The sequence below is a fragment of the Streptomyces atriruber genome (genome assembly GCF_001418325.1).
GTDB classification, from domain to species: domain Bacteria; phylum Actinomycetota; class Actinomycetes; order Streptomycetales; family Streptomycetaceae; genus Streptomyces; species Streptomyces atriruber.
On sequence record NZ_LIPN01000359.1, the window covers coordinates 20,055 to 33,206 of the forward strand.

11 protein-coding genes are annotated in these 13,152 nt (G+C 70.7%); 7 read left to right on the plus strand and 4 right to left on the minus strand.

What is annotated here, in order from left to right; all coding sequences use genetic code 11:
* The first annotated feature begins 6 nt into the window (after positions 1 to 6).
* The gene (locus tag AOK03_RS31620; protein WP_055568804.1) at positions 7 to 933 is read left to right on the plus strand and encodes a cation diffusion facilitator family transporter; all 927 of its coding nucleotides are present in this window, start codon (positions 7 to 9) and stop codon (positions 931 to 933) included.
* A gap of 63 nt (positions 934 to 996) precedes the next feature.
* Here the strand turns inward: AOK03_RS31620 and lipB are convergent, their stop codons facing one another.
* Positions 997 to 1,674, minus strand: a complete 678-nt coding sequence (lipB, locus tag AOK03_RS31625; protein WP_055568805.1) for a lipoyl(octanoyl) transferase LipB — start codon at positions 1,672 to 1,674, stop codon at positions 997 to 999.
* Positions 1,675 to 1,742: 68 nt separating this feature from the next.
* Positions 1,743 to 2,270: a hypothetical protein gene (locus AOK03_RS31630; protein WP_157869130.1), complete on the minus strand. Its 528-nt coding sequence runs from the start codon at positions 2,268 to 2,270 to the stop codon at positions 1,743 to 1,745.
* A gap of 192 nt (positions 2,271 to 2,462) precedes the next feature.
* Here AOK03_RS31630 and AOK03_RS31635 point away from each other — a divergent pair, with 192 nt between their 5' ends.
* The 3 genes from AOK03_RS31635 (at position 2,463) to AOK03_RS31645 (ending at position 5,154) form a co-directional block, all read left to right on the plus strand.
* Positions 2,463 to 2,846, plus strand: a complete 384-nt coding sequence (locus AOK03_RS31635) for a hypothetical protein (RefSeq protein ID WP_055568807.1) — start codon at positions 2,463 to 2,465, stop codon at positions 2,844 to 2,846.
* 24 nt (positions 2,847 to 2,870) lie between these two features.
* Positions 2,871 to 4,001: an aminotransferase class V-fold PLP-dependent enzyme gene (locus AOK03_RS31640; RefSeq protein WP_055568808.1), complete on the plus strand. Its 1,131-nt coding sequence runs from the start codon at positions 2,871 to 2,873 to the stop codon at positions 3,999 to 4,001.
* Positions 4,002 to 4,161: 160 nt separating this feature from the next.
* Entirely contained in the window at positions 4,162 to 5,154 is a 993-nt protein-coding gene (locus AOK03_RS31645; RefSeq protein ID WP_055568809.1) for an esterase/lipase family protein, read from the plus strand.
* Positions 5,155 to 5,184: 30 nt separating this feature from the next.
* Here AOK03_RS31645 and AOK03_RS31650 read toward each other — a convergent pair whose 3' ends face one another.
* Positions 5,185 to 6,558, minus strand: a complete 1,374-nt coding sequence (locus tag AOK03_RS31650; RefSeq protein WP_055568810.1) for a phenylacetate--CoA ligase family protein — start codon at positions 6,556 to 6,558, stop codon at positions 5,185 to 5,187.
* A 900-nt stretch (positions 6,559 to 7,458) separates the two neighbouring features.
* On the opposite strand from AOK03_RS31650, the gene AOK03_RS31655 reads away from it, so the two are divergent.
* Both AOK03_RS31655 and AOK03_RS31660 read left to right on the plus strand, forming a co-directional pair.
* The gene (locus AOK03_RS31655; RefSeq protein WP_055568811.1) at positions 7,459 to 8,238 is read left to right on the plus strand and encodes a thioesterase II family protein; all 780 of its coding nucleotides are present in this window, start codon (positions 7,459 to 7,461) and stop codon (positions 8,236 to 8,238) included.
* A gap of 8 nt (positions 8,239 to 8,246) precedes the next feature.
* Positions 8,247 to 9,035: an AfsR/SARP family transcriptional regulator gene (locus AOK03_RS31660; RefSeq protein WP_244177825.1), complete on the plus strand. Its 789-nt coding sequence runs from the start codon at positions 8,247 to 8,249 to the stop codon at positions 9,033 to 9,035.
* A gap of 61 nt (positions 9,036 to 9,096) precedes the next feature.
* On the opposite strand, the gene AOK03_RS31665 is transcribed toward AOK03_RS31660, so the two are convergent.
* Positions 9,097 to 10,347 (minus strand): cytochrome P450, encoded by a 1,251-nt coding sequence (locus AOK03_RS31665; protein WP_055568813.1) that lies wholly within the window; start codon positions 10,345 to 10,347, stop codon positions 9,097 to 9,099.
* Between the two features lie 285 nt (positions 10,348 to 10,632).
* Here AOK03_RS31665 and AOK03_RS31670 point away from each other — a divergent pair.
* A partial coding sequence (locus tag AOK03_RS31670; RefSeq protein ID WP_157869131.1) for a type I polyketide synthase occupies positions 10,633 to 13,152 on the plus strand: 2,520 nt, incomplete at its 3' end.

The following is a 13,152-nucleotide window of genomic DNA, read 5'->3' on the forward strand; positions in this document are numbered from 1 at the left end:
ACGGGCATGGGGCACGACCACGGTCCGTCCGCGGCGACGACGGGCGGCACGCTCAGCGGCACGTACCGCAACCGGCTGCTGTGGACCATCGGCATCAGCGCCTCGATCACCGTCATCCAGGTGGTCGGTGCCCTGCTGTCCGGCAGCCTCGCGCTGCTCGCCGACGCCGCGCACAGCCTGACCGACGCGGTCGGCGTCTCCCTCGCGCTCGGCGCCGTCACCCTCGCCCAGCGCGCACCGACACCGCGGCGCACGTTCGGGTTCTACCGGGTGGAGATCTTCTCCGCGGTCCTGAACGCGGTCCTGCTCGTCGCCATCTTCGTCTGGGTGCTGTGGTCGGCGATCGGCCGGTTCAGCGAGCCGGTGGAGGTCAAGGGCGGCCTGATGTTCGTGGTCGCGGTGGGCGGTCTCCTCGCGAACCTGGTGGGCCTGTGGCTGCTGCGGGACGCCAAGGACAAGAGCCTCAATCTGCGCGGCGCGTATCTGGAGGTGCTCGGGGACGCGCTCGGCTCGGTCGCGGTGATCGTGGGCGGCCTGATCATCCTGCTCACGGGGTGGCAGGCCGCCGACCCCATCGCCTCGATCGTCATCGGCCTGCTGATCGTGCCGCGTGCGTACGGGCTGCTGCGGGACTCCGTGCACGTCCTGCTGGAGGCGACCCCGCAGGACGTCGACCTCGGCGAGGTGCGGCGGCATCTCCTGGGGGAGCCCGGCGTGGTCGCCGTGCACGATCTGCACGGCTGGACCGTCACCTCCGGGATGCCGGTGCTCACCGCGCACGTGGTGGTCACGGACGCGGCGCTCGCGAACGGATACGGGGAGCTCCTGGAACGGCTGCAGCGCTGCGTGGCGGGCCACTTCGACGTGGCGCACTCCACGCTTCAGCTGGAGCCGGAGGGGCATTTCGAGGAGGGCGGGGCGCTGCACAAGTGAGCGGGCGGGTGGCTTCGTCCGACGGGCGCTCCCCAACCACTCGGCACTGCTCGGCCGGTCCTCTCAGCCCGGGTGACGCGCTCCGAACGCCGCCGCCACCGCCTCCCGCACCTCCGCCTCGCCGGGCGCCCCGACGCCCCGCTCGGCGGCCATCTCCGCGAGGGAGGTCATCGCCACGTGGGGCAGCCCGCACGCGGTGAAGCGCGTGAACTCGTCCAGATCCGACGCGATGTTGAGCGCGAAGCCGTGGCTCGTGACGCCGCCGCGGATGCGCATGCCGATCGACACCAGCTTGTCGTGCCGCGGCGTCCACACGCCGACGAGGCTCTGGGCGCGGGGCGGGGTGTCGCGCCGCACCGCCTCGAAGCCGAGCGAGCCGACCGCGTCGATCAGCCCGTTCTCGACCCAGCGCACGATGTCGCCGGGGCCCCGCTCGCGCAGATTCAGGATGAGGTAGCCGACGAGCTGACCGGGCCCGTGGTACGTGGCCTGGCCGCCCCGGTCGACCTCGACGAGGGGGACGGGCGAGTCGGCACGCGGCAGTTCGCCGGGCGGGGTGCGGGTGCCGTACGTGATCACGGGCGGGTGCGTGAGGAGGACGAGGCGGTCGCCGATCACTCCGGCGCGGCGCTGCTCGACCCAGCCCCGCATCGCCTCCATGGCGTCGAGGTAGGGAACCTCACCCAGATCGACCCGCTCCAGCTCCTGGGCACCCACCGCGCCGCCTCCTCGCTCGACCATCACTCAACCTTGACGCCAACCGGCCCACCTCGACGTACATTCCCCCCGCCCTCACGGCCAACGGCCCCTCACCCGGCGGGCCTGGCCCGGGGCGGCGGCTCGGTCTGCCCCACCCGCACCCAGCGCATCCGCGGCGGCTGGGCGGCTCCCACGTCCTCGACGAGCTGGTGCCGCAGCGCACTCGCGCAACGCCGGACCACCGCGGAGGACTCGGCCGAAACGGGGGCGTCCGCAGGCTCCCCCGGCTCTGCCGGGAAGGCGTCGAACAAGGCGTTCTGGAGCTCCAGGTACAGCGCCTTGGAGTCAGGCGTGAGGTACCTGCCCCCGGCCTCTTCGCCGAAGTACCAGTCGTGGAAGCTCTCGCGGAATCGGCGCAGGTCGGCGCGCGTGGGTTCCTCGCCGTCGGCCCAATACCGCGGCAGGCACCGTGAGCTGTGGAAGAGGCGCTGGTAGGGCTCTAGGCGTCTGTCGCGCAGCGTCGCGTCGTAGGAGTGCTCGAACTGCATCAGCATGCTGGACCGCGTGGTCACGTACGTGCTGACGGCACCGAGAAGACCGCCGAGCACCACGCCGAGCAGACCGATGACCACCGTCACGTCGACTCCCCCGTCCTCTGGACCCAAGAATTGGCGCGCCGAAATCGAGCCGCCACCAGGGAACAGGAAACGCCCCTCCCAGCGCGTCGCTTCGCGCATATCCCAGGGCCGTTCCCTATGTTGATGCGACGCGGAGCGCACAGCCCGCCCCCAGCTCAACACCTCAACACGGAAGCCACATTGAAGTCGACGATGAAGCACCTCAAGCACGTCTCGGCCCTCTCCGGAGCCACCGCCCTCCTGGTCCTGTCGACCGTTCCTGCCGCCGCGGCGCCGACGCCGCCGGCGCCCGACGCCCCCCGCCCGACGCTCACGGCCAAGGCCTCGGTGAGCAGCGTGCGGGTCGCCGAGGAGTTCCGCATCACCGGCGAGAGCCACGACATGCCGACCGGCACGCGCGTCACCCTGCAGCAGAAGCAGGGCGCCCAGTGGGTGTCGCTCCCGGCTTCGGTGAACACCACGCCCCGGGGGACGTACAACATGCGGGTGGTGCTGGGTCTGGAGGGCCGCAACGCACTGCGCATGACGGGCGGCGAGGCCATTTCACCCGTCGTGCAGGTGACCGTGCTCCCCTGAGCGGGCCGCTGGCACTCTTTCCGTATGGGACCACACGATCAGTACGGGCTGACGCGGATCATCAACGCCAGGGGGACGTACACCCCGCTCGGCGTCTCGCGCAGCGACGGCAGGGTCGCGGCCGTCGCCGCGGAGGCGCTCGGCGAGTTCTTCGTCATGGCGGAGCTGCAGGACGTCGCGAGCGGGGTCATCGCCGGGGTGACGGGCGCGGCGGCCGGGGCCGTCGTGCACTGCACCTCCGCCGCCCTCACGCTGTCCGTCGCGGCGGCGATGACGGGGGATTCCGCGGAGCGCGTCGCCGCGCTGCCGGACAGCGCCGGGATGCCCGCGCGCGTCGTGCTGCCCGCCGGGCACGCGGTCGACTACGGCCATCCCCTGCTGCAGGACATCCGGCTGGCCGGTGCCGCTCCCGTCCCGGCGGGGACGGCCGCCGCGTGCACCGTCGCGGATCTGGAGGCGGCCCTCGCCCACCCGGACACGGCCTGCCTCCTCCTCGTGTCGTCCCGGCTCGTCCGGGGCGCGGACGTCCCCTTGGCCGAAGCCGTCGCCGCCGCGCACCGCCGCGGGGTGCCCGCCGTCGTCGACGGCGCCGCGCAGGATCTGCGGGTCGCCGAACTCCTCGCCACCGGCGCCGACCTCGTCCTGGTCAGCGGGCAGAAGTACCTGGGATCCCCCACCGCGGGCCTGGTGATGGGGCGCGCCGGGATGGTGCGGGCGGTGCGGGCGCAGGAGAAGGGCATCGGCCGCGCGATGAAGGCGAGCAAGGAGGCCGTCCTCGGCGTGCTCGCCGCCCTTCAGGTGCGGCAGGAGCTGGATCTGGACGCGTGGCGGCGCGCGCAGGAGGACAAGGCCGCGCGGTTCGCGGAGAGGGCCGACACGCTGCCGGGACTCGGCGCGACGCTCGCCCCCGATCCGACCGGGCTGCCCTTCTCCCGCGTACGCCTCGCCGTCGACCCCTCTCAGGCGGGGCTGGACGCCGCCGCTCTCGCCCTGGCCCTCCAAGCGGGCTCCCCGCAGATCTGGGTCATGACGGAGGAACGGGAGGGGGCACGGGGGAAGGTCGATCGTGAGCTGGTTCTCGAGCTCGTGCCGCTCACGGGTGCCGAGATCGACGTGGTCCTGGAGCGGCTGGCCGCCCTCCTGTCAGGCGCCTGAGCCGCCGCCGCACCCCATCACCTCTCGACCACAACTCCCTTGTCCCTTGGGGTCGTTGAGGGCGCCGGGGCTACTGTGGCTACTGACGTTCACGTGGCGTCGCTCCCACGCCGGAGGCCTCCCCTCCGGGGGAGCCCCACACTCTTCCGTGGAGGTTCTTGTGCGCTCGCCCTCATGGCTCGGCGGCCTCGCGGCCGCCGTGCTCACCCTGACCGTGCTCCCGCTCTCCGCCGCCCGCGCGGACGCCGATCCGTCACCGCCGCTGGAGATCCCCGCGGCCCAGCTCGCCGACGCCCTGCACTGCGGGACGGATCTCCAGGACATGCGCGGGGCCAGTGACAAGCCGACCGTCCTCTTCGTCCCCGGCACCGGCCTCAAGAGCGAGGAGAACTACGCCTGGAACTACATGGCCGAGCTCAAGAAGAAGGGCTACCGGTCCTGTTGGGTGGACTCCCCCGGCCGCGGGCTCAGGGACATGCAGGAGTCCGTCGAGTACGTGGTGTACGCGACGCGCACCATCCAGGAGGCCACCGGCCGCAAGGTCGACCTCGTCGGGCACAGTCAGGGCGGACTCCTGACGGCCTGGGCGCTGCGCTTCTGGCCCGACCTGCCGGAGAAGGTCGACGACGTGGTGACGTTGGGCTCCCCCTTCCAGGGCACCCGGCTCGCCTCTCCCTGCCGTCCGATCGCCGAGGTCGCGGGCTGCCCGGCCTCGGTCCTGCAGTTCGCCCGCGACTCGAACTGGTCGAAGGCTCTCGGCGCCGACGGCGCGCCCATGCCCGCGGGCCCGTCGTACACCACGGTCTTCTCCTACCTCGACGAGTCCGTGGTGGCCGACGGAGGGCCCCCGTCGCTGCCCGGCGCGCACCGCATCGGCGTCCAGGACGTCTGCCCGGGGCGGCCGTGGCCGACGCACATCGCCATGGTCGTGGACCAGGTCAGTTACGACCTGGTAGCCGACGCGGTCGATCACTCCGGCCCCGCCGACGCCGACCGCATCGACCGTGCGCACTGCGCCAAGGCGATCATGCCGCTCAACAGCGAGGAAGCCGTCAACGCCCTGCCCGGTCTGCTGAACTACCCGATCGAGCTGCTGATCCACAGCCAGCCCTGGGTGAAGGAAGAGCCTGCGCTGCGCGAGTACGCGCGATAGCCCCGCAGGCCCGCGCACACGCAGGCCCGCTCAGGCCGCGAGCGGGATGATCGTGCGGTACTTGCCGCCCGACGCCTGCCGCGGCGGCTCCTCCGCCCGCTCGACGGTGACGTTGTCCAGCTTGTTGTCGGCGAGCAGGTGGGTGAGCCCGTCGTGGGCCTTCCGCCACACGTGGTCCGCGTCGGCGCCGGGGGCCCTGACCATGCGTACCCGCAGGGTCGCCGGCGCGGTCTGCTCGATCTGGAAGAGCTCGACCCCCGGCATGCGGTCGAACAGGCTGCTGAAGGCCAGCGGGGTGAGCCTGACGTCGCCGCCGCGGCCGGACGGGAAGGTGAGGATGTCACCGGCCCGGCCCTGGACCCGGATCGCGGGCGACGAGGTGCCGCACGGACAGGGGTCGGGGCGGAGCATGACGCTGTCCCCGAGGTCGTAGCGGAGGAACGGCTGTACGCGGTTGGCGAGGTTGGAGATCAGGACCGTGTGCGAGAACTCCCCCGGCGGGGTCGGCCGGTGGTCCTCGTCGACCGGTTCGAGCACGGCCCAGTCGTCGTTGACGTGGTACCAGCCCTCGGCGCAGCCGTGGCTGAGGTACGTGCACTCCGTCGCGCTGTACATCGTGCGCACCTTGGCGCCGAAGGCCTTCGCGATGCGGTCGGTGTCGCTGTCGCTCATCGTCTCGCCCGCGGGTTCGATCAGTACCGGGTCGATGTGCAGGCGGCCCGCCTCCTGTTCGGCGGTGAGCAGCATGATCGTGCTGGCGTAGCCGATGACGAAGGCCGGGCGGTAGGCGTTGAGTTGTGCGACCAGGTGCGCCAGTGGTTCGTGCACGGAGAAGGCCCGGAGCAGCTTGCTGCGTCCGCCGCCCTCCTGGGCCATGCGGGAGTATCCGGCGAAGCCGACGTAGTGCCCTTCGGTGGCGACGAGTTGGGCGAAGCGGCCGCCGTGGACCACGGCCCGGCCGATGCCGAGCGGGCCGAGCCAGGAGGCGAGGGCCCGGGAGGAGACGGCGGAGGACACGTTCATGTACCGATCGTCGAGCACGAACAGGCCGCGCCTGCCGCTGGTGCCCGAGGTGGTGGCCACCAGGTAGCGGCCGAGGAAGCGCCGGCCGATGAGGCCGGGGTCGTCGGTGAACGCGCGGACCTTCTCGAAGGTGATGTCCCGGTCCGTCGCCCAGTCGTCGAAGCGGTCCATCAGCCTCTTCTTGTCGGTGACCGGCAGCAGCGTCGGGTCGTCGACCCGCTCGGGCAGGCCGCGGTAGAGCTCGCGGTAGTACGGCGACGCGGAGCGCGCGCAAGCCACCAGGTCCGCCAGTCGGTCGCCGCGCCGCCGCGCGACATCGGCCGCACCCTGCTTGCGGGCCTTGCGGACGTCCCGCGTCAGCCACGCCATGCTCTCGCTCATCGTCCTGTACTCCTTCGGTGGCGGATCCGGCCCGCGGCCGGCTTGCCGGAGGCCGGCGGGCACCCATGCCACGACCTTCGCGGATGGGCCGCGGGAGAGCACACCTTGAACAAGGCATAGTCACCCCAAAAGGTGACAAGCCCTCCGACACGCCCGAACCGGCCGAGTGGCCGACTACCGCCGATTCACACAGGGCCGGATCCGGCCACCCCTGATCCCGTTCCGCGCCACCGCGGTCACCCCGCGCGGATGCCGCCACGTGGGACGCAGGAGCCGCGAGGTCAAATCAAGACCCATCCCGACCGGCCCGGGACGGCAAGAAAACAACAAGCCACAATCGGAGTCCCGGAGAATCCGAGCGGCCGCCCGATGACGCAAACAGATCGTTTTCCGTTCATGTCTTGAAGGCGAAGAAATAGTGCAGGCCAACGGCGGGGAGGAGAATCAAACCAAGGGAGCGTAATGATCCCGCAAAGAATTGCGCGTTCATTGTCGAGCCCGTTTCCAGGGAACCTCAACCGGATCGAGAGCGCGGGCCCCGCCCGCTGCCCCCCGCAGGCACACCTTCCTGACCTGCCAGTGCGCCCGCCCCGTCGGCCCCTCGGCCGCGTAACTCAACGTCCGCGACCACCCGAGACCCGCCCGGGACCGAACTTCACCCGGTGCATTGTTAAGCATTCATATTGAAACTTACCCTAAACTTGCCGCCGCGGATTCGATCACACGAGAATCGCTTGATAAAGCATGGGGAATGTCTCATTCCGCCCTGTTGCCGCGTTATCGACGTTGCCCTTTAAACTTTGAGCTGTGCATGATCAGGAGCGCCTGTGCGATGCGGCGACACCATTGTCAGCGTTCCTGGCGAAGGGATAGATCTTGTCTGCCTCCCCCCCACCCCCGATGTCGGACCCTTGGATACGTCGTTTCCGGCCCCGGCCGGAAGCCGCCGTCCGACTGGTCTGCTTCCCCCACGCGGGCGGTTCGGCCTCCTACTACCACCCCCTCGCGCAATCCCCCACCCTGCTGCCCGACACCGAAGTCCTCGCGGTGCAGTACCCCGGAAGGCAGGACCGGCGCAGAGAGCGCCTCCTGGACGGCATCCCCGAGATGGCCGATCTGATCACCGAGGCGCTCGCGCCGTACGACGACCGTCCGCTGGCCTTCTTCGGGCACAGCATGGGCGCCGTCCTCGCCTTCGAGGTCGCTCAGCGGCTGAGCGAGCGGCCGGGTGGACAGCCCTGCGGGCTGTTCGTCTCGGGCCGCCGAGCGCCGTCCCTCTACCGGCGCGGCACCGTACACCTGCTCAGCGACGCCGAGTTGGTCGGCGAGCTGCGCAGGGCCGGCGGCACGGACCCGAGGTTCCTGGACGACGAGGAACTGCTCGCCGACATCATCCCGGTCGTCCGCAACGACTACCGGGCCGTCGAGCTGTACCAGTGGACCCCCGCGCCACCCCTGAACTGCCCCATCACCGCCCTGGTCGGCGACCGGGACCCGCAGGCCTCGATCGACGACGTGGAGGCCTGGCGCAAGCACACGGACGGGCCCTTCGGCCTGGAGGTCTTCTCCGGGGGCCACTTCTACCTCAACACGCACCAGCGGGGCGTCGCGGACGTCATCTCCGAGGCCCTGGCGGCCGGTGCGCGACGGCACGCAACGGCGAGGGGGAACGCTCGGTGAGGTACGAAATGCTGGGCCCACTCCGCATCAAGGACGGAAACAAGTACGCCACCATCAACGCGCAGAAGGTGGAGGTCGTCCTCACGGTCCTCCTCATCCGCGCCGATCAACTGGTCTCCCTGGAACAGCTGATGCGGGAGATCTGGGGCGAGGACCTGCCCAAGCGCGCCACGGCCGGGCTACACGTGTACATATCCCAGCTGCGCAAGTTCCTGAAGGTCTCGGGCACGGCCGGCAACCCCGTCGAGACCCGCGCGCCGGGCTACGTGCTGCACAAGAAGCCGGAGGACCAGATCGACGCCCAGGTCTTCCCCGAACTGGTCGACGTGGGCCGGTCGTTGCTCAGGGAGAAGCGCTACGACGAGGCGGCTTCCTGCTTCGGGCGGGCGCTCGCCCTGTGGCGCGGCCCGATCCTCGGGCAGGGCGGGAACGGTCCGGCCGCCAACGGTCCCATCGTCGACGGCTTCTCGACTTGGCTGACCGAGATCCGCCTGGAGTGCCAGGAGATGCTGGTCGAGTGTCAGCTCCAACTCGGCCGCCACCGGGAGGCCGTGGGCATGCTGTACGCCCTCACCGCGGAGAACCCGATGTGCGAGGCGTTCTACCGTCAGCTCATGCTGGCGCTCTACCGCTCCGAGCGGCAGGCGGACGCGCTCAAGGTGTACCAGTCGGTGCGCAAGACGCTCAACGACGAACTCGGCCTGGAGCCGGGGCGTCCGCTCCAGGACCTGCAGCGGGCCATACTCTCCGGCGACATGCACCTGATGTCCCCACCCCTCGCGATGTCCGGCCACTGACCGGACATCGCGGTGCGGGCGGGCCTCGCGAGTCGTACGTATGCGGAGGAGACGTACGTACTCAGAAGGCGCACTGAAGGTGCTTGATGCCCTCGATGAAACTGGAGTCCAGCCTGCGGGGCTGCCCCACGGCACGAATGCGGGGCAGCGCCGCGAGCAACTCCCGGTACAGGACGGTGATCTCCATCCGGGCCAGGTGGGCGCCGAGGCAGACGTGCGGGCCCACCGCCCCGAACGTGACGTGGGCGTTGGTCCCGCGCGTGATGTCGAAGCGGTACGGGTCCGGGAAGGTGCCCTCGTCCCGGTTGCCCGACCAGTAGAACAGGAAGATCCGATCACCCCTGCGGAAGCGATGGCCGTTCATGTCGCAGTCGCGGGTGGCGACGCGGCGCATCCAGTTGATGGGCGTGGAGACCCTGAGGATCTCCTCGACGGCGTCCTTGGCGTACGTGTCGAAGTCCGAGAGCAGCAGCTGCTTCTGCTCGGGGTGCTCGGTCAGCAGCACCAGGGCGTGCGAAATGGCGTTCCTGGTGGTCTCCATCCCGGCGATGACCAGCAGAATGAAGAAGGACACGAGCTCCTGACGGGTCAACTGCTCACCGTCCGCCTGGACTTGCACCAACTTGGTGATCAGGTCGTTGCCGGGCTCGGCGAGCCGTTCCTCACGCAGCCCCGCGATGTAGTCGCCCAGCTCGCGGGACGCCTCGATCACCGCGCGCTCGGAGTCCGCCCGGTCGGGCACGTAGTCCGGGTCGAGCGGACCCACGATCGTGTTGGACCGGTCGAAGAGGAAGTCGTGGTCCTCCTCCGGGATCCCCATCATCTCGCTCAGCACGGCGATGGGCATCTCCGCGGCCACGGGCCTGATGAAGTCGCCGGGACCGCGCGCCACGAGGTCGTCGATGATGCGCCGCGCGGTCCGGGTCGCCACGGCCTCGAACTCGGGAATCATGTTGCGGCCGAACGAACGCGAGACGATGCGGCGCAGCCGGGAGTGCTCCGGGTTGTCCATGTTGATCATCGAGCCGTAGTACTCGTCGAGCTCGGGCGGCAGGCCGATGATCGTGGTCGCGCCGTCCGAGGAGAAGTCCTGCGGCCGACGGCTCACCTCCACGATGTCCGCGTACTTCACCAGCGCGTGGTAGCCGAAGGCCCAGGGCACGCCGGGCATGCTCTGCTGGATGAACGCCGGATGCGGCAGCCCGCGCATCTGCTCGAACAGTGCCACGCGTTCCTCGTGAGGCCGCGCCCAGAACGACGGGTCGACCAGGTCGGGGAAGGTGGCGGCCGGCTTGTTATCCGTGATGGGCACGATGCCTCGCTTCGCGTTGTCCGGACCGACACCGGCACACCCTGGCAGGGCCGTCTTAAGCGCTCCTAAGAAGCACCTGCCGCGCCCGCCCGCCGCCTCCCACCAGTCACGACGACGCGGGAACGACGACGTACACAGCCGAGTATTAGGAGGGCTTTAGCGCCGTCGACGAGTCTGCGGTCCGGCGGGGCCCCGCCTGCCCGATGCTCACGCCGATCTCCCGGCTGCCCGGTCATCGAGTCAGGGGCGCTGCTGTTCTCGCGGAGAGGGGCGGTTGTCACCGGGATGGCGCACACCGAAGAGAAGCTTCTTGAATACCTCAAGCGGGTCACTGCGGACCTGCGTCAGACGGAACGCAGGCTGCAGGACGTCGAGTCGGCGGGCCACGAGCCGATCGCGGTCATCGGCATGGCGTGCAGGCTGCCCGGCGGGGTCCGGTCACCCGAAGAGTTCTGGGACCTGATCTCCACCGGCGGCGACGCCGTCGCCCCGCTGCCCGGCAACCGCAACTGGGACCTGGACTCCCTCTACGACCCGGACCCCGAGAGCACCGGCACCAGCTACGTCCGCGAGGGCGGCTTCGTCCACGACGCGGGTGACTTCGACCCCACCTTCTTCGGCATCGGACCGAGCGAGGCCCTCGCCATGGCGCCGCAGCAGCGGCTCGCCCTGGAGACGGCCTGGGAGGCCATCGAGCGCGCGGGCATCGACCCCCTCGCGCTGCGCGCCAGCGACACCAGCACCTTCATCGGCTGCGACGGCCTCGACTACGCCCTGGGCGCCTCCGAGGTGCCCGAGGGCACAGCGGGGTACTTCACCATCGGCAACTCCGGCAGCGTCACCTCGGGCCGCGTCGCCTACACCCTCGGCCTCGAAGGCCCGGCGGTGACGGTCGACACCGCTTGCTCCTCGTCGCTGGTCTCCCTCCACCTCGCCGCCCAGGCCCTGCGCACGCAGGAGTGCTCACTGGCCCTGGCGGGCGGTACGTACGTGATGTCGTCGCCCGCCCCCCTGATCGGGTTCAGCGAGCTGCGCGGTCTGGCCCCCGACGGCCGGTGCAAGCCCTTCTCCGCGGGCAGCGACGGCATGGGCATGGCGGAGGGCACCGGCGTGGTGCTCCTGGAGCGCCTCTCCGACGCGCGCCGCAACGGCCACAAGGTCCTCGCCGTGATCCGTGGCTCGGCGGTGAACCAGGACGGCGCGAGCAACGGTCTCACCGCCCCGAACGGCCCCTCGCAGGAACGCGTCATCCGCGCCGCCCTCGCCAACGCCCGCCTCACCACCGAGGACATCGACGCCGTCGAGGCCCATGGCACCGGCACGACGCTCGGCGACCCCATCGAGGCCGGGGCCCTCATCTCCGCGTACGGGCAGGAGCGGCCGGAGGACCGGCCCCTGTGGATCGGCGCCGTGAAGTCCAACATCGGCCACACGCAGATCGCCGCGGGCGTGGCCGGTGTCATCAAGATGGTGCTGGCCCTGCAGAACGACCTGCTGCCCGCCATCCTCCACGTCGACGCCCCCTCGCCCCACGTGGAGTGGGAGGGCAGCGGGCTGCGCCTGCTCACCGAGCCGGTGAAGTGGCCCCGCGGGGAACGGCCGCGCCGGGCGGGGGTGTCCTCGTTCGGTTTCTCCGGGACGAATGCGCATCTGATTTTGGAGGAGGCGCCGTTGCCGGAGGAGGAGGCGGCTGCCTCGGTCGCTTCTGTGGCTGGTGGATCCGCTGTGGTGCCGTGGGTGGTGTCGGGGCGGACGTCTGATGCGTTGCGTGCGCAGGCGCGGCGGTTGGGTGCGTTCGTGGCGGGTGACACGGAGGCGCTTCCGGCGGAGGTCGGGTGGTCGTTGGCGACGACACGGTCGATGTTCGAGCACCGGGCCGTGGTGGTGGGCCGGGACCGGGACGCGTTGACGGACGGTCTTGAGGCGCTGGCGGCGGGTGCGGTGTCCGCGGACGTGGTGTCCGGGGCGGCGGCTTCCTCGGGCGCGGGGCCGGTGCTGGTCTTCCCCGGACAGGGCTCGCAGTGGGTCGGCATGGGAGCCCAACTGCTGGACCAGTCACCGGTGTTCGCGGCACGGATCACCGAGTGCGAGCAGGCCTTGTCCGCATACGTGGACTGGTCACTGCGTGACGTCCTGCGCGGGGACGGGGCCGAGCTGGCGCGGGTGGAGGTCGTGCAGCCCGTGCTGTGGGCCGTCATGGTGTCGCTCGCCGCCGTCTGGGCGGATCAGGGCATCACCCCGGCCGCGGTGATCGGGCACTCACAGGGCGAGATGGCGGCCGCGTGTGTCGCAGGCGCACTGTCCCTGGAGGACGCGGCACGGATCGTGGCGGTACGCAGCGACGCCCTCCGCCAACTGCAGGGGCACGGCGACATGGCCTCCCTGGGCACCAGCGCCGAGCAGGCCGTCGAGCTCATCGGGGACGACCAGTCGGGCGTGAGTATCGCGGCCGTCAACGGGCCCTCCTCGACCGTCATCTCCGGCCCCCCGGAGCAGGTGGCCGCGGTCGTCGCCGACGCGGAGCAGGCCGGGCTGCGCGCCCGGGTCATCGACGTCGGCTACGCCTCCCACAACCCCCAGATCGACCAGCTCCACGACCTGTTGACGGAACGCCTGGCCGACATCCGCCCCGTTGCGACGGACGTGGCGTTCTATTCCACCGTCACCGCCGAACGCCTGGCGGACACCACCACCCTGGACACCGCCTACTGGGTCACCAACCTCCGCCAGCCCGTCCGCTTCGCCGACACCATCAAAGCCCTCCTCGCCGACGGCTACCGCCTCTTCATCGAGGCCAGCCCCCAC

What these genes read in the sequence shown, in the direction of transcription:
- AOK03_RS31655 (WP_055568811.1), top strand. Translation starts at nt 7,459, where the DNA reads ATGTCGGACCCTTGGATACGTCGTTTCCGGCCCCGGCCGGAAGCCGCC.
- AOK03_RS31620 (WP_055568804.1), top strand. Translation starts at nt 7, where the DNA reads ATGGGGCACGACCACGGTCCGTCCGCGGCGACGACGGGCGGCACGCTC.
- lipB (WP_055568805.1), bottom strand. Translation starts at nt 1,674, where the DNA reads ATGGTCGAGCGAGGAGGCGGCGCGGTGGGTGCCCAGGAGCTGGAGCGG.
- AOK03_RS31650 (WP_055568810.1), bottom strand. Translation starts at nt 6,558, where the DNA reads ATGAGCGAGAGCATGGCGTGGCTGACGCGGGACGTCCGCAAGGCCCGC.
- AOK03_RS31640 (WP_055568808.1), top strand. Translation starts at nt 2,871, where the DNA reads ATGGGACCACACGATCAGTACGGGCTGACGCGGATCATCAACGCCAGG.
- AOK03_RS31635 (WP_055568807.1), top strand. Translation starts at nt 2,463, where the DNA reads ATGAAGCACCTCAAGCACGTCTCGGCCCTCTCCGGAGCCACCGCCCTC.
- AOK03_RS31660 (WP_244177825.1), top strand. Translation starts at nt 8,247, where the DNA reads ATGCTGGGCCCACTCCGCATCAAGGACGGAAACAAGTACGCCACCATC.